The 19,057-nt window shown below is 42.4% G+C and carries 15 protein-coding genes, 5 tRNA genes and 1 rRNA gene; all 21 read left to right on the top strand.

Annotated elements, in window-relative coordinates:
* Positions 1-26 precede the first annotated feature (26 nt).
* Positions 27-135: ribosomal RNA gene (rrf, locus tag MLE17_RS16960) — 5S ribosomal RNA — on the top strand.
* Between the two features lie 749 nt (positions 136-884).
* Positions 885-1,835, top strand: coding sequence for a phosphoribosylaminoimidazolesuccinocarboxamide synthase (locus tag MLE17_RS16955; RefSeq protein ID WP_243349905.1), 951 nt, complete (start codon positions 885-887; stop codon positions 1,833-1,835).
* A 105-nt stretch (positions 1,836-1,940) separates the two neighbouring features.
* Complete coding sequence (locus tag MLE17_RS16950; RefSeq protein WP_243349904.1) at positions 1,941-2,687, top strand: shikimate dehydrogenase family protein; 747 nt, start codon at positions 1,941-1,943, stop codon at positions 2,685-2,687.
* Between the two features lie 42 nt (positions 2,688-2,729).
* Positions 2,730-4,367, top strand: a complete 1,638-nt coding sequence (locus MLE17_RS16945) for a fumarate hydratase (RefSeq protein WP_262920352.1) — start codon at positions 2,730-2,732, stop codon at positions 4,365-4,367.
* Between the two features lie 155 nt (positions 4,368-4,522).
* Positions 4,523-4,714: a 30S ribosomal protein S21 gene (gene rpsU, locus MLE17_RS16940; protein WP_243349903.1), complete on the top strand. Its 192-nt coding sequence runs from the start codon at positions 4,523-4,525 to the stop codon at positions 4,712-4,714.
* A 71-nt stretch (positions 4,715-4,785) separates the two neighbouring features.
* Positions 4,786-5,688, top strand: a complete 903-nt coding sequence (locus MLE17_RS16935; RefSeq protein ID WP_243349909.1) for a tyrosine-type recombinase/integrase — start codon at positions 4,786-4,788, stop codon at positions 5,686-5,688.
* A 1-nt stretch (position 5,689) separates the two neighbouring features.
* Positions 5,690-5,992, top strand: coding sequence for a ribosome hibernation-promoting factor, HPF/YfiA family (hpf, locus tag MLE17_RS16930; protein WP_243349902.1), 303 nt, complete (start codon positions 5,690-5,692; stop codon positions 5,990-5,992).
* Between the two features lie 90 nt (positions 5,993-6,082).
* Positions 6,083-6,156 (top strand) — tRNA-Thr (locus MLE17_RS16925).
* Positions 6,157-6,186: 30 nt separating this feature from the next.
* A tRNA-Tyr gene (locus MLE17_RS16920) sits at positions 6,187-6,269 on the top strand.
* Between the two features lie 32 nt (positions 6,270-6,301).
* Positions 6,302-6,374, top strand: a tRNA-Gly gene (locus tag MLE17_RS16915).
* Between the two features lie 10 nt (positions 6,375-6,384).
* A tRNA-Thr gene (locus MLE17_RS16910) sits at positions 6,385-6,456 on the top strand.
* A gap of 46 nt (positions 6,457-6,502) precedes the next feature.
* The gene (gene tuf / locus MLE17_RS16905) at positions 6,503-7,690 is read left to right on the top strand and encodes an elongation factor Tu (RefSeq protein ID WP_243349901.1); all 1,188 of its coding nucleotides are present in this window, start codon (positions 6,503-6,505) and stop codon (positions 7,688-7,690) included.
* A 48-nt stretch (positions 7,691-7,738) separates the two neighbouring features.
* Positions 7,739-7,811, top strand: a tRNA-Trp gene (locus MLE17_RS16900).
* A 16-nt stretch (positions 7,812-7,827) separates the two neighbouring features.
* Positions 7,828-8,022 (top strand): preprotein translocase subunit SecE, encoded by a 195-nt coding sequence (gene secE / locus MLE17_RS16895; RefSeq protein ID WP_243349900.1) that lies wholly within the window; start codon positions 7,828-7,830, stop codon positions 8,020-8,022.
* 19 nt (positions 8,023-8,041) lie between these two features.
* Positions 8,042-8,584, top strand: coding sequence for a transcription termination/antitermination protein NusG (gene nusG / locus MLE17_RS16890; RefSeq protein ID WP_243349899.1), 543 nt, complete (start codon positions 8,042-8,044; stop codon positions 8,582-8,584).
* Positions 8,585-8,644: 60 nt separating this feature from the next.
* Positions 8,645-9,088, top strand: a complete 444-nt coding sequence (rplK, locus tag MLE17_RS16885; protein ID WP_243349898.1) for a 50S ribosomal protein L11 — start codon at positions 8,645-8,647, stop codon at positions 9,086-9,088.
* 15 nt (positions 9,089-9,103) lie between these two features.
* A complete protein-coding gene (rplA, locus tag MLE17_RS16880) occupies positions 9,104-9,802 on the top strand; it encodes a 50S ribosomal protein L1 (protein WP_243349897.1) in 699 nt (232 codons plus the stop codon).
* Between the two features lie 14 nt (positions 9,803-9,816).
* The gene (rplJ, locus tag MLE17_RS16875; protein WP_243349896.1) at positions 9,817-10,335 is read left to right on the top strand and encodes a 50S ribosomal protein L10; all 519 of its coding nucleotides are present in this window, start codon (positions 9,817-9,819) and stop codon (positions 10,333-10,335) included.
* 47 nt (positions 10,336-10,382) lie between these two features.
* Positions 10,383-10,754, top strand: coding sequence for a 50S ribosomal protein L7/L12 (gene rplL / locus MLE17_RS16870; RefSeq protein WP_243349895.1), 372 nt, complete (start codon positions 10,383-10,385; stop codon positions 10,752-10,754).
* Between the two features lie 102 nt (positions 10,755-10,856).
* Positions 10,857-14,669, top strand: a complete 3,813-nt coding sequence (gene rpoB / locus MLE17_RS16865) for a DNA-directed RNA polymerase subunit beta (RefSeq protein ID WP_243349894.1) — start codon at positions 10,857-10,859, stop codon at positions 14,667-14,669.
* A gap of 89 nt (positions 14,670-14,758) precedes the next feature.
* Complete coding sequence (gene rpoC, locus MLE17_RS16860) at positions 14,759-19,033, top strand: DNA-directed RNA polymerase subunit beta' (RefSeq protein ID WP_243349893.1); 4,275 nt, start codon at positions 14,759-14,761, stop codon at positions 19,031-19,033.
* The last annotated feature ends 24 nt before the right edge of the window (positions 19,034-19,057 follow it).

Below are 19,057 nucleotides of genomic sequence, written 5' to 3'. Positions count from 1 at the left end.
TATGTTATAATGATAAATAAAGAAATTTAGGTGGTTATAGCATCGGGGTTCCACCTCTTCCCATTCCGAACAGAGAAGTTAAGCCCGATCACGCCGATGGTACTGCGCAAGTGGGAGAGTAGGTAGCCGCCTTTTAAGAAACCCTCATCAGGAAACTGGTGAGGGTTTTGTCGTTTTCTAAGGGGTTGATTCTTTCCGAAAAGGCAACTAACCCCTTCGGGGTAGTAACTATCTTCTTCCGTAAGGCTTCTATGTGGTTCGGGATAGTTTCTATGATATTCGGAAAGGCAACTATCTGATGCAAACAGGCGTCTATCTTCTTCGGAGAGACATCTATCTGCTTCGACTTGTCAACTATCCTCTGCTAAAAGGCTTCGACCTTGTGCGGTAGGCCAATTATCCCTGAGAAAAGCCGTCTATTTTCTACCGTAAGCCTGCTATGGATGGCGACGAAACATGTGGAAGTTAATTCAGCTATCCATTCGGATATACCCCAAAATTTGCCATCTCTTATCGTGCTAAACTGGAGTTGTGTTTGTTGTGGCACAAAATGGCATGACTATAGAACGGATGCGGAGGGGATTTGTTATCAAGAGGACTGCAATCCGCACCCAGGCGAGAGGGATAGAAGCGGAGAGCTTCCCGGACTGTATTTCAGGACGGGAACTCGCAGCGGATAGCCCGACCCGCAGGGGCTCGCCCTGATTATTTATTTGAATTTATGATATTTTCAAATCAGACATTTTTTTGAGTGCCTGCCATCAATGAATGACGTCTTTTCCCAAATTAAGACTTTCTACATTCAAAATCGTACTATTAGGCTGATACTCTTGGGCAAATTCACTATTTTTGTATCCTGAAATATTATACTTTACAACATAAGAATGAAGAACGCTTTAGTAAAAACAGACTTCAACTTTCCCGGACAGAAAAGTGTCTATCACGGAAAAGTGCGCGATGTGTATAACATCAACGATGAGTTATTGGTCATGATCGTTTCCGATCGTATCTCTGCTTTTGACGTTGTGCTGCCTAAAGGTATTCCTTATAAAGGGCAGATGTTGAATCAAATCGCAGCTAAATTCCTCGATGCAACTACTGATATCGTTCCTAACTGGAAACTGGCAACTCCGGATCCGATGGTTACTGTTGGTGTTCAGTGCAAATCTTTCCCTGTGGAAATGATTGTCCGCGGATACCTTTGCGGAAGTGCCTGGAGAGCCTATAAGAATGGCGTTCGCGAAATCTGTGGTGTGAAAATCCCCGATGGAATGCGCGAAAACGAACGTTTCCCGGAGCCAATTATCACTCCGACGACCAAGGCTGATCAGGGTTTCCATGATGAAGATATCTCAAAAGAAGAAATCCTTACACAAGGACTTGTTTCTCCTGAAGATTATGAAATGCTGGAAAAATACACCATGGCGCTCTTCAACAGAGGTAGCGAAATGGCTGCTCAACGTGGGTTGATTCTTGTGGATACCAAGTATGAATTTGGCAAACGTGATGGTAAAATCTACCTGATTGACGAAATCCACACACCAGATTCCTCTCGTTACTTTTACGTAGACTCTTACCAGGAGCTCTTCGAAAAAGGAGAAGCTCAGAAACAGCTTTCGAAAGAGTTTGTACGCGAATGGTTGATGGCAAACGGATTCCAGGGTAAAGATGGACAACAAGTTCCTGAAATGACCGACGAAATCGTAGATAGTATCAGTGAACGCTATATTGAGTTGTTCGAGAATATTTCTGGCGAGAAGTTTGAAAAGGCTGATATCTCTGAGGTTGCGGCCCGCATTGAAAAGAACGTTACGGCTTATTTGGCAAACAGATAAACGTTTTCCCGAAAAGTCTGATATTCAGTTACTGATTATCAGACTTTTCTTGCTTATAGCAAATCCTTTTTGGCAGACAGGTAAAGTACAACACACGACATTTATATGCAAAAATACGGTTTAATAGGTTATCCGCTTTCACATTCTTTCTCTCAGGGCTTTTTCAATGAAAAGTTCCAGTCGGAAGGGATTGAGGCTACTTACGAAAATTTTGAAATACCCACGATAGAGGATCTCCAGAAAGTACTTCTGGCAAATCCGGAACTAAATGGGTTAAATGTTACCATTCCTTACAAGGAGCAAGTAATCCAATATCTCGATGAGCTCGACGATACAGCTAAAAATATTGGAGCTGTTAACGTCATCAAGTTCGTCCGTGATAAAAAGAAACTGAAACTCAAAGGTTACAACTCTGATGTGATTGGATTTTCACAGTCCATAAGCGCATTTTTGAAACCTCATCATAAAAAAGCGCTAATCCTTGGTACCGGCGGTGCTTCTAAAGCGGTAAAATATGCATTGGAAAAACTGGGAATTGAATATACATTCGTTTCCCGCACTGCCATCAAAGGTCAGCTTTTCTACAACGAACTGACTGAAGAGGTGATGAAGGAGCACACAGTGATTGTAAATACAACTCCAGTGGGAATGTATCCGAAGATTGACGCTTGTCCGGATATCCCTTACCAATACATCACCGAACAACACCTGCTTTATGACCTGCTTTACAATCCTAACGAGACCAAGTTTATGAAACTGGGAGAGGAAAAAGGCGCAACGGTCGTTAACGGGCTGGAAATGTTGCTGCTTCAGGCATTTGCAGCCTGGGATATATGGCAACAAAAGCTCTAATTCGAATAGTTGATACATCATTTTTTTCAAACAAAAAATATTATGGCTAAACCATTTCATTATCAGGAACCATTCCCAATGGGAAAAGAAACTACCGAATATTATCTTTTGACCAAAGACTACGTTTCGGTATCTGAATTCGAAGGAATAGAAATTCTTAAAGTTGAAGCTGAAGGTCTCACCAAACTGGCAAATGCTGCCATGCGTGACGTTTCCTTCCTTCTTCGTCCCGAACATCAGGCTCAGGTAGCTTCGATTCTTAGCGACCCTGAAGCGAGCGAAAACGATAAATATGTGGCTTTGACCATGCTTCGTAACGCGGAAGTTGCAGCAAAAGGTGTATTACCTTTCTGTCAGGATACCGGTACAGCGATCATCATGGGTAAAAAAGGCCAGCAGGTTTTCACTACCGGTAATGACGAAGAGGCTCTTTCGCTTGGAGTTTATAAAACTTATACCGAAGAAAACCTTCGTTATTCTCAAAATGCACCTCTGGACATGTACAAAGAGGTGAATACCGGCTGTAACCTGCCTGCACAAATCGACCTTTATGCAACTCAGGGTATGGAATACAAATTCCTGTTGATGGCAAAAGGAGGCGGTTCTGCAAATAAAACTTACCTCTACCAGGAAACCAAAGCTTTGTTGAATCCGGAGACTTTGGTAAAATTCATGGTAGAAAAAATGAAATCGCTGGGTACTGCGGCTTGTCCTCCTTACCACATCGCTTTCGTAATCGGTGGTACATCTGCTGAAGCAAATCTCAAAGCTGTAAAACTGGCTTCTGCCAAGTATTACGATCACTTACCATCCGAAGGAAACGAATTCGGGCAGGCTTTCCGTGATATCGAACTGGAGAAAACCGTATTGAAAGCCGCTCAGGAACTGGGATTAGGGGCTCAATTCGGAGGAAAATATTTTGCACACGACGTTCGCGTGATCCGTATGCCTCGCCACGGTGCTTCTTGTCCGGTGGGTATGGGCGTATCTTGTTCAGCTGACCGTAACATCAAAGCTAAGATCAACAAAGACGGTATCTGGATTGAGAAAATGGAAGATAATCCCGGTCGCTTCATTCCTGAAGAATTGCGCCAGGCCGGAGAAGGCAATGCTATTAAGATTAACCTGAACCAACCTATGAGCGATATTTTGAAAGAACTTTCTAAGTATCCGGTATCGACACGCTTGTCTCTTAATGGGACCATTATTGTTGGTCGAGACATTGCTCATGCAAAAATCAAAGAGAGAATCGATGCCGGTCTGGGTATTCCGGAGTACCTTAAAAATCACCCGATTTATTATGCTGGTCCTGCTAAAACTCCTGCCGGAATGCCTTCTGGTTCATTCGGACCAACTACCGCAGGCCGAATGGACTCTTATGTTGATCTGTTCCAGTCATTGGGAGGCAGCATGATTATGATTGCGAAAGGTAATCGTAGCAAACAAGTAACAGATGCTTGTAACAAATACGGCGGTTTCTACCTGGGAAGTATTGGAGGTCCGGCCGCTATTCTGGCACAAAATAATATCAAGAAAGTCGAGTGTCTGGAATATCCAGAATTGGGTATGGAAGCAATCTGGAAAATAGAGGTAGAGAACTTTCCTGCTTTCATTCTTGTAGACGATAAAGGAAACGATTTCTTTGAGCAAATAAAACCGGCTCCTACTTGCGTAAAATAAGAAAGTGAGGCAGTTACGATTTTAAATCGGGCCTGATTCAATTCTTAAATTACGAGAAATGGGGCAATTAAATTGGCGCAAAAGTTGGGTATTCGAAAAACAATACCTAATTTTGCGCCACTTTACTTTGTAAAATATTAAAACACAAAATAATTATGATCGTAGTACCTGTAAAAGAAGGCGAAAACATTGAGAAAGCGCTGAAAAAATTCAAACGTAAATTTGAAAAAACCGGAGTTGTAAAAGAACTAAGAAGACGTCAGGCGTTTGCGAAACCGTCTGTAGTTGGAAGACAGAAAAAACTTCGCGCAGTTTACGTTCAGCAATTACACCTGAACGAAGATTAATTCTCGCCCATTACTTGATAAAGTAATACTTTTCGCTTAACTTCGTTGTAAATCCTATTACAACGAGAGTGATAACGACAGAAAAATTCCTAGAATATTTACAGTATGAGAGGAACTACTCCTCCCATACTGTTTTGTCGTATCGCAAAGACCTTGAACAATTCTCCTCTTTTATCACCCGGCAATGCGGTGAATTCTCCATTCTGACTATTGATAGTGATCTTATCCGGCTCTGGATAGTTGACTTAATGGAGCAAAAAAACACGCCTTCGACTGTAAAAAGAAAATTAAGTGCAATTAAATCGTACTTTAAATTCCTTATCCGTCAGGGGGTAACAAAAAAAAATCCAACAAACGGCATTTCCGGCCCCAAGAATTCAAAAAAGATTCCTATATTTGTCAAAGAGGCAGATATGGATGTCCTCCTTGATCATTCCGAATTTGGAAGCGGTTTTGAGGCTGTCCGAAACAAATTAATCATCCATCTGTTTTATATTACAGGAGTACGCCGTGCTGAAATCCTGGATTTAATGGATTCCGATATTGATTTTTCTACCCAGGCTATCAAGGTAACCGGAAAAAGAAACAAGCAACGGATTATTCCATTTGGAGATGAAACACACGATCTGCTTATAAAATATCTCGAAGAGCGGGATGTTAGAATTGGCATCGGAGACGGACACGTATTTGTAAAAGAAGACGGGGCGAAACTTTACCCCATGCTCCTTTACCGCATAGTGAAAAACAAACTATCAGAAACCACGACCTTATCTAAAAGAAGCCCACACATTCTACGCCACACCTTCGCGACTTCCATGCTTAATCACGGAGCTGAGCTTAACTCCGTAAAAGAGCTTTTGGGGCATAGTTCATTGGCAGCGACAGAAGTATATACGCATACTACATTTGAAGAATTAAAAAAGTCTTACAATGCAGCTCATCCCAGAGCTGCAGATTCTAAAAAAGGAGGTTAATATGGAAACCAGAATTCAATCCGTACATTTCGATGCGTCAGTAAATTTGATTTCATTCATCGAAAAAAAAGTTTCTAAGTTAGATCAATACCACGATGGCGTAATTTCAGCGGAAATCACACTGAAAGTAGTAAAACCGGAAACATTCAATAATAAAGAAGCTAACATTCTTATTAAAGTTCCTCAGTCTGAGCCGCTTTGTTCTGTAAAAGTAGCTGATTCTTTCGAGGAGGCTGTGGATGTATGCTGTGATGCGTTGGCAAAGCAGTTGCTCAAACTGAAGGAAAAAATCAGAGAAAAGTAAAAATAATCGGGAAATATTTTTGCAGTTTAAAATTTATGCCTAATTTTGCACCCGCTTCGCCCCACTAACAGGGCAAGCGGGTGTAAGTTTGCCTCTATAGCTCAGTTGGCCAGAGCACGTGATTTGTAATCTCGGGGTCGTGGGTTCGAATCCCTCTGGAGGCTCAAAAGTTCATTTACTTAATAGTATTCTCAGGGCGGTTACCAGAGTGGCCAAATGGGGCAGACTGTAAATCTGCTGGTTTTCACCTTCGGTGGTTCGAATCCATCACCGCCCACAAATAGCTTATCGTCTTCCGGTAGGTATATTGCGGGAGTAGCTCAGTCGATAGAGCATTAGCCTTCCAAGCTGAGGGTCGCGGGTTTGAGTCCCGTCTCCCGCTCTATTTTCCCGCCGTTGTAGCTCAGCGGTAGAGCACTTCCTTGGTAAGGAAGAGGTCCCGGGTTCAAGTCCCGGCAACGGCTCTTTGTAAAAGAAGCTAATCATTAATCTTTTTATAATAGAACAATCATGGCAAAAGAGGTATTTAAACGTGACAAACCGCACGTTAACATTGGTACCATTGGTCACGTTGACCACGGTAAAACTACTTTGACCGCTGCTATTACCACAGTATTGGCTAAAAAAGGTCTGTCTGAACTGAAATCATTCGACCAGATTGACAATGCTCCTGAAGAAAAAGAACGTGGTATCACCATCAACACTGCACACGTAGAATATCAGACTGAAAACCGTCACTATGCACACGTGGACTGTCCAGGTCACGCAGACTACGTTAAAAACATGGTTACCGGTGCTGCTCAGATGGACGGTGCAATCATCGTAGTTGCTGCTACTGATGGTCCTATGCCTCAAACCCGCGAGCACATCCTTTTGGCTCGTCAGGTAAACGTTCCTCGTCTTGTTGTATTCATGAACAAATGTGACATGGTTGAAGACGAAGAAATGTTGGAACTTGTTGAAATGGAAATGAGAGAATTGCTTTCTTTCTACCAGTTTGATGGTGACAATACTCCTGTTATTCGTGGTTCTGCTCTTGGCGGTTTGAATGGCGTTCAGCAGTGGGAAGATAAAATTATGGAGTTGATGGATGCTGTTGATACATGGATTCCACTTCCTCCACGTGAAATCGATAAGCCTTTCTTGATGCCTGTTGAAGATGTATTCTCGATCACTGGTCGTGGTACTGTAGCAACTGGACGTATCGAAACCGGTATCATCAAAACAGGTGAAGAGGTTCAAATCATCGGTCTTGGTGCAGAAGCTAAGAAATCAGTTGTAACCGGTGTGGAAATGTTCCGCAAAATCCTTGACAGAGGTGAAGCTGGTGATAACGTTGGTTTGCTGCTTCGTGGTATCGACAAAGATCAAATCAAACGTGGTATGGTTATCTGTCACCCAGGACAGGTTAAACCTCACACTAAATTCAAAGCTGAGGTTTATATCCTTAAGAAAGAAGAAGGTGGTCGTCACACTCCATTCCACAACAAATACCGCCCTCAGTTCTACATCCGTACATTGGACGTAACTGGTGAGATTACTTTGCCAGAAGGAACTGAAATGGTTATGCCAGGTGATAACTTGACTATCAACGTAGAGTTGATTTACCCAGTAGCTTGTGACCTTGGTTTGCGTTTCGCAATCCGTGAAGGTGGACGTACTGTAGGTGCAGGTCAGATCACAGAAATCACAGAGTAATTATATACTCGAAATAAATCCAGCCGGTCTCATAGAGACCGGCAACTTACGGGTCTAGCTCAGTTGGTAGAGCATCGGTCTCCAAAACCGAGTGTCGGGAGTTCGAGTCTCTCGACCCGTGCTAAGTCGTTGACGAAATGAAGACAATCATTGAAAAAATAAAAGAATCTTATAGCGAACTTGTATATAAGACTTCTTGGCCCACCAAATCAGAACTTAGCAATAGTGCTGTTGTTGTTATGTTTGCTTCCCTATTAATAGCACTGCTGGTTTTTGGCATCGACTTTAGTTTCGAGAAGGTTATGCAATTCTTCTACTCAAAAGTTTTCTAATTCAGGAGGTTTTTTATACATGGCTGAAGTTAGAAAAGAATGGTACGTACTGCGTGCCATTAGTGGTAAAGAGGGCAAAGTAAAAGAGTATCTTGATGCAGAAATCAAGAATACAAACATGAAAGACTTTGTTTTCCAAGTGCTTATCCCAACAGAAAAAACCGTTCACGTACGTAATGGAAAAAAAGTAACTTCTGAAAGAAGTCTTTTTCCCGGATATGTATTGATTGAGGCTATTCTGCTAGGTGAAATAGCGCATAGATTGCGTAATATTCCAAATGTTATCGGCTTTTTAGGCGGTAACGAAAAACCGGTTCCTCTCAGACAATCAGAAGTAAATCGTATTTTAGGAGCAGTAGATGAACTGCAAGAGATTGAATCAGATCTCAAGCTTTCGTTTATGGTTGGTGAAACTGTCAAGGTTAACCATGGCCCATTCAGCGGGTTCTTCGGAGAGATAAAAGAGGTAAATGCCGAAAAGAAGAAACTCAAAGTATCGGTCAAGATCTTCGGGCGTGATACACTGCTCGAATTAGGTTATCTGCAAGTCGATAAAGAGTAGTCGATTTGGTTACGCGAATTTCGACTAATCTTGATTGTGAACAACAAAAACTGAATCAAAATGGCAAAAGAAGTTGCTGGACAAATTAAATTACAAATTAAAGGAGGCGCAGCAAACCCATCACCTCCCGTAGGACCTGCACTTGGTTCGAAAGGGATCAACATCATGGAGTTCTGCAAGCAATTTAATGCCAGAACCCAAGACAAAGCTGGTAAAGTTTTGCCTGTTGTAATTACCTACTATTCAGACAAGTCTTTCGATTTTGTTGTAAAAACTCCCCCAGTTGCCATTCAATTACTTGAAGCTACTAAGCTAAAAAGCGGTTCTGCTGAGCCTAACCGTAAAAAAGTTGCTGAAGTAAACTGGGATCAGGTAAAACAAATCGCAGAAGATAAAATGGCTGATTTGAACTGCTTTACACTGGACTCAGCCATGAGAATGGTTGCTGGTACAGCTCGCAGTATGGGTATCACTGTTAAAGGGGAATTCCCGTCAAATAACTAATAAACTTCAATTGAAATGAGTAAACTGACAAAAAATCAGAAATTAGCTTTAAGCAAAATTGAAGCAGGGAAGACTTATACTTTAAAAGAAGCATCTGAACTGGTTAAAGAAATTACTACTACCAAATTTGACGCTTCTGTAGACGTAGATGTACGTCTAGGTGTTGACCCACGTAAAGCTAATCAAATGGTTCGTGGTGTAGTTTCACTACCTCACGGAACAGGTAAGCAAATCAGGGTTCTTGCATTGTGTACTCCTGACCAGGAAGCAGCTGCAAAAGAAGCAGGTGCTGACTATGTTGGACTTGACGAATATATTGAAAAAATCAAAGGTGGTTGGACTGATATCGACGTTATCATTACACAACCTGCTATTATGGGTAAAATCGGTGCCCTTGGACGCGTATTAGGTCCTCGCGGTTTGATGCCTAACCCCAAAAGCGGTACTGTAACTAACGAAATTGGTAAAGCCGTATCTGAAGTAAAACAAGGTAAAATTGACTTTAAAGTTGATAAAACCGGTATCGTTCACACTTCAATCGGTAAAGTATCTTTCAGCGCTGATAAAATCCAGGATAACGCCAAAGAATTTATCAATACATTGGTTAAGCTTAAACCAAGTGCTGCAAAAGGAACCTATATCAAGAGTATCTTTCTTTCAAGTACAATGAGCCCGGGTATTAAAATCGACCCTAAATCAGTAGATGAACATTAAAAAATTGAGGACTTATGAGAAAGGAAGATAAAGTTACAACTGTAGAACAGATAGCAGGAACTATCAAAGAATACGGATGCTTCTACCTGACTAATACAGCATCATTGAATGCTGATAAAACTAGCCAGTTGAGAAGAGAGTGTTACAGAAACGATATTAAACTGCTTGTTGTAAAAAACACTTTGCTTAAAAAAGCGCTCGAAAGCCTTGAAGGAGACTATTCTCCTCTCTTCGGTTCTTTGAAAGGATCTACTGCGATCATGTTTTCTAACGTAGGAAATGCTCCTGCAAAACTGATCAAAGATTTCAAAAAAGGCGCTAATGATATTCCTGAGCTTAAAGCTGCATATGTTGAAGAAAGCTTCTATGTAGGGGCTAACCAATTGGATGCTCTTATTAATATCAAAAGCAAAAACGAGCTTATCGGAGATGTTATTGGATTGCTTCAATCACCAGCGAAGAACGTTATTTCGGCTCTTCAATCAGGTGGAAATACAATTCATGGCGTCCTGAAAACCCTCGCTGAAAGATAAAATTTAAACAAAAACTAATTAGTAACAAACATTAAAATTATACTAAAATGGCAGATTTGAAAGCTTTTGCTGAACAACTAGTAAACTTGACTGTAAAAGAAGTTAACGAACTTGCTGAAATCCTGAAATCAGAATACGGAATCGAACCTGCTGCTGCAGCTGTTGCTGTTGCTGCTGGTCCTGCTGCTGGTCCTGCTGCTGAAGAAAAATCATCTTTCGATGTTATCTTGAAATCAGCTGGTGCTAACAAATTGGCAGTAGTTAAACTGGTTAAAGAACTGACTGGTCTTGGATTGAAAGAAGCTAAAGACTTAGTTGACGGAGCTCCTAGCAAATTGAAAGAAGGTGTAGCTAAAGATGAAGCTGATGCACTGAAAAAACAACTTGAAGAAGGCGGAGCTGAAGTTGAACTCGCATAATTTATCCTTATAAAAGGAATGATGGTTAAGAATCCCCTTATTGGGGGTTCTTAACCTTTTTGCGCTTATATTTTTTTATTCGGTTCAATTAATCTACTTACAATGTCTTCAACAAATAGCAAACAAAGGGTAAATTTCGCTTCTATTAAAAATCCGCTTCCTTATCCGGATTTTTTGGAAGTTCAATTGAAGTCATTTCAAGACTTTCTTCAGTTGGATACTCCCTTGGACAAACACAAAAACGAGGGGCTATATAAAGTATTTGCAGAAAACTTCCCGATTGCAGATACCCGAAACAATTTCGTACTCGAGTTCCTCGACTATTTTATTGATCCTCCCCGTTATACCATCGATGAATGTATAGAAAGAGGATTGACTTACAGCGTACCTTTGAAGGCTAAGCTGAAGTTGTACTGTACAGATCCCGACCACGAAGATTTTGACACCGTGATTCAGGATGTGTATCTGGGTCCTATTCCTTACATGACCGAAAAAGGTACGTTTGTTATCAATGGAGCAGAGCGCGTAATTGTATCTCAGTTACACCGTTCACCCGGCGTATTCTTTGGTCAAAGCGTACACGCTAACGGTACCAAGCTTTACTCAGCCCGTATTATTCCTTTTAAAGGTTCATGGATTGAGTTTGCAACTGACATCAACAATGTCATGTATGCATATATCGACCGTAAAAAGAAATTGCCTGTTACGACATTGTTAAGAGCTATCGGATTTGAAAACGACAAGGATATTCTTGAAATTTTCGGTCTGGCAGAAGATGTAAAAACAACCAAAGCTAACCTCAAAAAAGCAGTTGGTCGTAAACTTGCTGCCCGTGTTTTGAAAACCTGGGTAGAAGACTTTGTTGACGAAGATACCGGAGAGGTTGTTTCTATAGAGCGTAACGAGGTAATCATCGACCGTGAAACTGTACTCGAAGAAGATCACATCGATGAAATCGTTGAATCAGGTGTAGAAAACATTCTTCTTCACAAAGAAGAATTGAACTCTTCTGATTATGCTATTATCTACAATACATTACAGAAAGACCCTAGTAACTCTGAAAAAGAGGCTGTCCTCTATATTTACCGACAACTTCGTAATGCTGAGCCTGCTGATGATGCAAGTGCTCGTGAGGTAATCAATGGTCTGTTCTTCTCTGAAAAGAGATATGACCTAGGAGAAGTTGGTCGTTACCGTATCAATAAAAAATTGACTCTTGATATCGACGTTGATACTAAAGTATTGACCCGTGAAGATATTATAGCAATCATTCGTCACCTCATCCAGCTGATCAACTCAAAAACAGACGTGGATGATATTGACCACTTGAGTAACCGTCGTGTACGTACCGTAGGTGAGCAACTTTATAACCAATTTGGTGTAGGTCTTGCACGTATGGCTCGTACTATTCGTGAACGCATGAATGTTCGCGATAACGAGGTGTTTACTCCGATTGATTTGATTAACGCAAAAACTATTTCTTCGGTAATCAATTCATTCTTTGGTACCAATGCACTTTCCCAGTTCATGGACCAAACCAACCCATTGGCAGAGATGACTCACAAACGTCGTATGTCTGCTCTCGGACCTGGTGGTCTTTCACGTGAACGTGCAGGTTTCGAGGTTCGAGACGTTCACTTTACTCACTATGGTCGTCTTTGTCCGATTGAAACTCCGGAGGGGCCGAACATCGGTTTGATTTCGTCTCTTTGTGTTTATGCGAAGATTAACGAGTTGGGCTTTATCGAAACTCCGTACCGTACTGTAACTGAAGGTAAAGTTGATGTTTCTGAAGAAGGTATCGTTTACCTGACTGCCGAAGAGGAAGAAGGTCAAATTATCGCGCAAGGTAATGCTCCGTTGGATGATAACGGAAAATTTATCAATAACCGCGTAAAAGCTCGTCAGGAAGGAGACTTCCCGGTTGTTGAGCCAAGTGAAGTTCAACTGATGGACGTTTCTCCAACTCAGATTGCTTCGATTGCGGCATCTTTGATTCCGTTCCTTGAGCACGATGACGCGAACCGTGCATTGATGGGATCGAACATGATGCGCCAGGCAGTACCTCTTCTTCGTGCTGAGGCTCCGATTGTCGGAACCGGCATCGAAGGTCAGATCATTCAAGACTCAAGAACTCAGCTTATGGCTGAACGTCCGGGGGTGATCGAGTTTGTAGATGCTACCTGTATCCGTATTAAATATGACAGAAGCGAAGAAGAGGAATTCCTCAGCTTTGAAACTTCTGTAAAAGAATATAACATTCCGAAGTTCAGAAAAACCAACCAAAGTACCACTATTGACCTTCGTCCGATTTGTAAAGCTGGTCAGCGTGTGACTACCGGTCAGATTCTGACAGAAGGTTATTCAACCCAAAATGGTGAATTGGCTATCGGTAAGAACCTGAAAGTGGCGTTCATGCCTTGGAAAGGTTACAACTTCGAGGATGCGATCGTGTTGAACGAACGTATTGTTCGTGAAGATGTCTTTACTTCCGTTCACGTTGATGAGTATTCTCTTGAAGTACGCGAAACAAAACGCGGTATGGAAGAGCTTACTTCAGACATTCCTAACGTAAGTGAAGAGGCTACTAAAGACCTGGATGAAAGAGGTATCGTGCGTGTTGGTGCAATGATCAAGCCAGGCGACATCATGATCGGTAAGATTACTCCAAAAGGAGAATCAGATCCTTCTCCGGAAGAAAAACTTCTTCGTGCAATCTTCGGTGACAAAGCCGGTGATGTAAAAGATGCTTCATTGAAAGCAACTCCATCTCTTAATGGTGTTGTTATCGGTACAAACCTATTCTCACGTGCTGTGAAGAAACGCAAATCACGCTTAAGTGACAAAGCTCTTCTTCCAAAGCTCGATGAAGAATACGAAGAAAAACTGAACGAACTGAAAGAGGTTTTGGTTGAAAAACTTTTAGTTTTGACCAATAACAAGACTTCTCAGGGCGTGAAAGATTACTTAGGGGCAGAGGTTATTACCAAAGGGTCCAAGTTTACTCACAAAAACCTGTTTGATCTTGACTATTTCAGCATCCAGGTAAGTAAATGGACCACAGACAACACAACCAACGACCAGATCAAGACTGTTGTCATGAACTACGTACGCAAGTTCAAAGAGATTGATGCGGAATTGAAACGTAAGAAGTTTGACATCACCATTGGAGATGAACTTCCATCAGGTATTATTCAGTTGGCGAAAGTTTACATTGCTAAAAAACGTAAGATCTGTGTAGGTGATAAAATGGCAGGTCGTCACGGTAATAAAGGTATCGTTTCGAAAATCGTACGTCAGGAGGATATGCCATTCCTCGAAGATGGTACGCCTGTTGATATCGTGTTGAACCCTCTGGGTGTACCTTCACGTATGAACCTTGGTCAGATCTTTGAAACTGTTCTTGGATGGGCAGGTCAGAAACTGGGAGAGAAATTTGCAACTCCTATTTTCGATGGTGCTCACCTGGAAGACCTGAATGACTGGACAGACAAAGCAGGTGTTCCTCGTTATGGTAAAACTTACCTGCACGATGGTGGTACTGGTGAGCGTTTCGACCAGCCAGCAACAGTAGGTATCATTTACATGCTGAAACTGGGTCACATGGTTGAAGATAAAATGCACGCCCGTTCTATCGGACCATACTCTCTTATTACGCAACAGCCTCTTGGAGGTAAGGCTCAATTCGGGGGCCAGCGTTTCGGAGAGATGGAGGTTTGGGCACTCGAAGCTTTCGGTGCTGCTCACATCCTGCAGGAAATCCTTACCATCAAATCAGACGACGTTATCGGTCGCTCGAAAGCTTACGAAGCTATCGTTAAAGGTGATCAACTCCCAACACCGGGAATTCCTGAATCACTTAACGTATTGCTCCACGAGCTGAAAGGTCTTGGACTTAGCGTTTCTCTTGATTAATTCTTAATTACAAATCAGCCGGCTCCTTTATTTGAATAAAGGATCCGGCTCTCTATACAGATTTCAACAACTCTTTATATACATAAAATATGGCATTTAGAAAAGAGAATAAAGTAAAGAGTAATTTCAGCAAGATTTCGATCGGTCTGGCTTCTCCGGAAGAGATTCTGGAAGGTTCAAGCGGCGAAGTGCTGAAACCGGAAACCATTAACTACCGTACATACAAACCAGAACGTGACGGTTTGTTTTGCGAGCGTATCTTTGGTCCGGTTAAAGATTACGAATGCCACTGTGGTAAATACAAACGTATCCGTTACAAAGGCATCGTTTGTGACCGTTGCGGTGTGGAAGTTACAGAGAAAAAAGTTCGTCGCGAACGTATGGGACACATCCAGTTGGTTGTGCCTGTAGCACACATCTGGTACTTTCGTTCATTACCAAATAAAATCGGTTACCTGCTGGGTATTCCGACTAAAAAACTGGATGCCATTGTTTACTATGAGCGTTACGTTGTTATTCAGGCTGGTATCAAGGCTGAAGACGGCATCGAAAATCAGCAATTGCTTTCAGAAGAAGAATACCTCGATATTCTCGATACTCTTCCAAGAGAAAATCAACTCCTTGATGACACTGATCCTAACAAGTTCATTGCAAAAATGGGTGCAGATGCACTTTATGAAATGCTGACTCGTCTGGATTTGGATACTTTATCATACGATCTACGTCACCGCGCAAGCACTGACGGTTCTCAGCAACGTAAAGCTGAAGCGTTGAAACGTCTTCAGGTTGTTGAATCGTTCCGTGCGTCTAAAGGCCGTAACCGTCCTGAGTGGATGGTGATGAGAATTATCCCTGTAATACCACCAGAACTTCGTCCTCTTGTGCCTCTCGATGGTGGACGTTTCGCAACTTCTGACTTGAATGACCTTTATCGTCGTGTTATCATTCGTAACAACCGTCTGAAACGTCTGATCGAGATCAAAGCTCCGGAAGTAATCCTGCGTAACGAAAAACGTATGCTTCAGGAAGCGGTTGACTCATTGCTTGATAACTCACGTAAATCTAGTGCTGTTAAAACGGATGCAAACCGTCCTTTGAAATCTCTTTCAGACAGTTTGAAAGGAAAACAAGGTCGTTTCCGTCAAAACTTGTTGGGTAAACGTGTTGACTACTCTGCACGTTCGGTAATCGTTGTTGGTCCTGAGTTGAAAATGCATGAGTGCGGTTTGCCAAAAACTATGGCTGCCGAGCTGTTCAAACCATTCGTAATTCGTAAACTGATTGAACGCGGAATCGTAAAAACCGTAAAATCAGCGAAAAAAATAGTTGACCGAAAAGATCCTGTTGTTTGGGATATTTTGGAACACGTGATGAAAGGACACCCTGTCCTCCTTAACCGTGCCCCGACCCTTCACCGACTTGGTATCCAGGCGTTCCAGCCTAAAATGATTGAAGGAAAAGCTATCCAGCTTCACCCGCTTTCATGTACGGCGTTCAACGCGGACTTTGACGGTGACCAGATGGCGGTTCACTTGCCATTGAGCAATGAAGCTGTTCTGGAAGCTCAAATGTTGATGCTTGCTTCACACAACATCCTTAACCCTGCGAACGGTGCTCCTATTACCGTACCTTCTCAGGACATGGTTTTGGGTCTTTATTATATTTCAAAACTACGTCCTGGCGCAAAAGGATCTGGTTTGAAATTCTACGGACCAGAAGAAGCGATCATCGCATACAACGAGGGTAAAGTTACTCTTCAGGCTCCTATTCAGGTGATTGTTGACGACTTGGATGAGAATGGAAACGTTGTGAAAATGATGCGCGAAACATCAGTTGGCCGTGTCATGGTAAACGAGTTTACTCCGAAAGAAGTAGGATTCATCAACGAAATCCTTTCTAAGAAGTCTCTTCGTGATATCATCGGTAACGTGATCAAAATCTGTGGAGTTGCCCGTACGGCTCAATTCCTTGATGATATCAAAGACTTAGGTTACAAAATGGCGTTCCGTGGCGGACTTTCGTTCAACTTGGCAGACGTTATTATTCCTGAGGAAAAAGATAAACTCGTACAGGAAGGTTATGATGAAGTTCAGCAGATTATGGACAACTATAACATGGGATTCATCACCAACAACGAGCGTTACAACCAGATTATTGATACCTGGACACACGTTAACTCGAAGTTGTCTAACATTCTGATGAAACAGCTTGCATCAGACAACCAGGGATTTAACTCTGTGTACATGATGCTTGACTCAGGTGCCCGTGGTTCTAAAGAACAGATTCGCCAGCTGTCCGGTATGCGTGGTCTTATGGCTAAACCGCAGAAATCAGGTGCAGAAGGTGGTCAGATTATCGAGAACCCGATCTTGTCAAACTTTAAAGAGGGGCTGTCGGTACTTGAGTACTTTATCTCAACCCACGGTGCTCGTAAAGGTCTTGCGGATACCGCGTTGAAAACTGCGGATGCAGGATACCTGACCCGTCGTCTGGTTGACGTTTCCCAAGACGTTATTATTCATGAAGAAGACTGTGGTACACTTCGTGGTTTGACTTGTATGGAGTTGAAAAACAACGAAGAGGTTATCGCTTCTCTATACGAAAGAATCCTCGGTCGTGTATCTGTACACGATATCCAACACCCGCTTACTGGTGAAATCATCGTTGAGTCAGGTGAGGAAATTACCGAAGATGCAGCTAAGAAAATTCAGGATTCTCCGATCGAACGCGTTGAAATCCGTTCGGTATTGACCTGTGAATCACGTAAAGGTGTTTGTGCGAAATGTTACGGTCGTAACCTTGCTACAAACAAAATGGTTCAGAAGGGGGAAGCCGTTGGGGTTATCGCTGCTCAGTCAATCGGTGAGCCGGGTACTCAGCTTACACTTCGTACGTTCCACGTAGGGGGTATCGCATCGAACATCGCTGCCGTTTCAAGTGCAACGTCACGTTACGACGGTATTCTCGAAATTGAGGAGCTCCGTACTGTAGATGCAGCTGATGAAAACGGTAAAGAAATCCAGGTTGTTGTAGGTCGTCTTGCTGAAATGCGTATCATCGACCCGAACACGAAGATTATCCTTACTACACAAAATATCCCTTACGGTTCGAAATTGTATTTCAACAATGGAGACAACGTTAAGAAAGGCGATGTAATCTGTGAATGGGACCCATTCAACGCCGTAATCGTTTCAGAGGTTTCAGGTCGCATTGAGCTTGAAAACGTAATCGAAAATGTTACTTACAAAGTAGAATCTGACGAACAAACCGGTCTGCGTGAGAAAATCATCATCGAGTCTAAGGAGAAAACAAAAGTTCCTGCGGCAAACATCCTTGATGAAAACGGTGAAATCATCCGTACTTACAACCTTCCGGTGGGGGCTCACTTGATGAAAGATGAAAACGACGTTATCAAGTCGGGTGAAGTATTTGTGAAAATTCCTCGTGCCGTTGGTAAAGCGGGTGACATCACCGGTGGTCTTCCACGTGTTACCGAGCTTTTCGAAGCACGTAACCCATCTAACCCTGCTGTTGTTTCGGAAATAGACGGTGAAGTTAACTTCGGTAAGATCAAACGCGGTAACCGTGAGATCTCCGTTACTTCTAAAACCGGTGAACTTAAGAAATACATGGTGCCCCTTTCAAAACAGATTCTGGTTCAGGAAAACGACTACGTTCGTGCCGGAACTCCACTGTCAGACGGAGCTACCACTCCATCGGATATCCTTGCAATTAAAGGTCCAACCGCCGTTCAGGAGTATATCGTAAACGAAGTTCAGGACGTATACCGTCTGCAAGGGGTAAAAATCAATGACAAACACTTTGAGGTTATCGTTCGTCAGATGATGCGCAAAGTAGAAATCGTCGATCCGGGTGATACCCGCTTCCTTGAGCAACAAATCGTTGATAAACACGATATCATGGAAGAAAACGACCGTATCTGGGGCAAAAAAGTGGTTGTCGATTCTGGCGATTCACAGACATTGAAACCAGGTCAGATCGTTACTCCACGTAAACTTCGTGACGAGAACAGTATGCTGAAGCGTCGTGATTTGAAACCGATTGAAGTGCGTGAAGCAGTTCCTGCTACTTCTAACCAGATCCTTCAGGGTATCACACGTGCAGCTCTGCAAACTCAAAGCTTCATGTCGGCTGCTTCCTTCCAGGAAACAACGAAAGTACTTAACGAAGCTGCGATCAACGGTAAAATTGACCGTCTGGAAGGTTTGAAAGAAAACGTTATTTGCGGACACCTGATCCCTGCCGGTACAGGTCAGCGTGAATTTGACAAATTGATTGTCGGTTCAAAAGAAGAATTTGAAAAAGTCTTCGCTGCCCGCAAATCTGTATTGGATTTCGAATAATTATTCAAAATCATATCTTAAAAG

It is taken from the genome of Parabacteroides sp. FAFU027 (assembly GCF_022808675.1).
Lineage (GTDB): Bacteria > Bacteroidota > Bacteroidia > Bacteroidales > UBA7332 > CAXXIC01.
This window is presented reverse-complemented; position numbering and strand designations above follow the sequence as displayed.

Excerpts from the sequence above, each read along its gene's own strand:
- MLE17_RS16955 (WP_243349905.1), top strand. The coding sequence starts at position 885 with ATGAAGAACGCTTTAGTAAAAACAGACTTCAACTTTCCCGGACAGAAA.
- MLE17_RS16950 (WP_243349904.1), top strand. The coding sequence starts at position 1,941 with ATGCAAAAATACGGTTTAATAGGTTATCCGCTTTCACATTCTTTCTCT.
- MLE17_RS16945 (WP_262920352.1), top strand. The coding sequence starts at position 2,730 with ATGGCTAAACCATTTCATTATCAGGAACCATTCCCAATGGGAAAAGAA.
- rpsU (WP_243349903.1), top strand. The coding sequence starts at position 4,523 with ATGATCGTAGTACCTGTAAAAGAAGGCGAAAACATTGAGAAAGCGCTG.
- hpf (WP_243349902.1), top strand. The coding sequence starts at position 5,690 with ATGGAAACCAGAATTCAATCCGTACATTTCGATGCGTCAGTAAATTTG.
- tuf (WP_243349901.1), top strand. The coding sequence starts at position 6,503 with ATGGCAAAAGAGGTATTTAAACGTGACAAACCGCACGTTAACATTGGT.
- secE (WP_243349900.1), top strand. The coding sequence starts at position 7,828 with ATGAAGACAATCATTGAAAAAATAAAAGAATCTTATAGCGAACTTGTA.
- nusG (WP_243349899.1), top strand. The coding sequence starts at position 8,042 with ATGGCTGAAGTTAGAAAAGAATGGTACGTACTGCGTGCCATTAGTGGT.
- rplK (WP_243349898.1), top strand. The coding sequence starts at position 8,645 with ATGGCAAAAGAAGTTGCTGGACAAATTAAATTACAAATTAAAGGAGGC.
- rplA (WP_243349897.1), top strand. The coding sequence starts at position 9,104 with ATGAGTAAACTGACAAAAAATCAGAAATTAGCTTTAAGCAAAATTGAA.
- rplJ (WP_243349896.1), top strand. The coding sequence starts at position 9,817 with ATGAGAAAGGAAGATAAAGTTACAACTGTAGAACAGATAGCAGGAACT.
- rplL (WP_243349895.1), top strand. The coding sequence starts at position 10,383 with ATGGCAGATTTGAAAGCTTTTGCTGAACAACTAGTAAACTTGACTGTA.
- rpoB (WP_243349894.1), top strand. The coding sequence starts at position 10,857 with ATGTCTTCAACAAATAGCAAACAAAGGGTAAATTTCGCTTCTATTAAA.
- rpoC (WP_243349893.1), top strand. The coding sequence starts at position 14,759 with ATGGCATTTAGAAAAGAGAATAAAGTAAAGAGTAATTTCAGCAAGATT.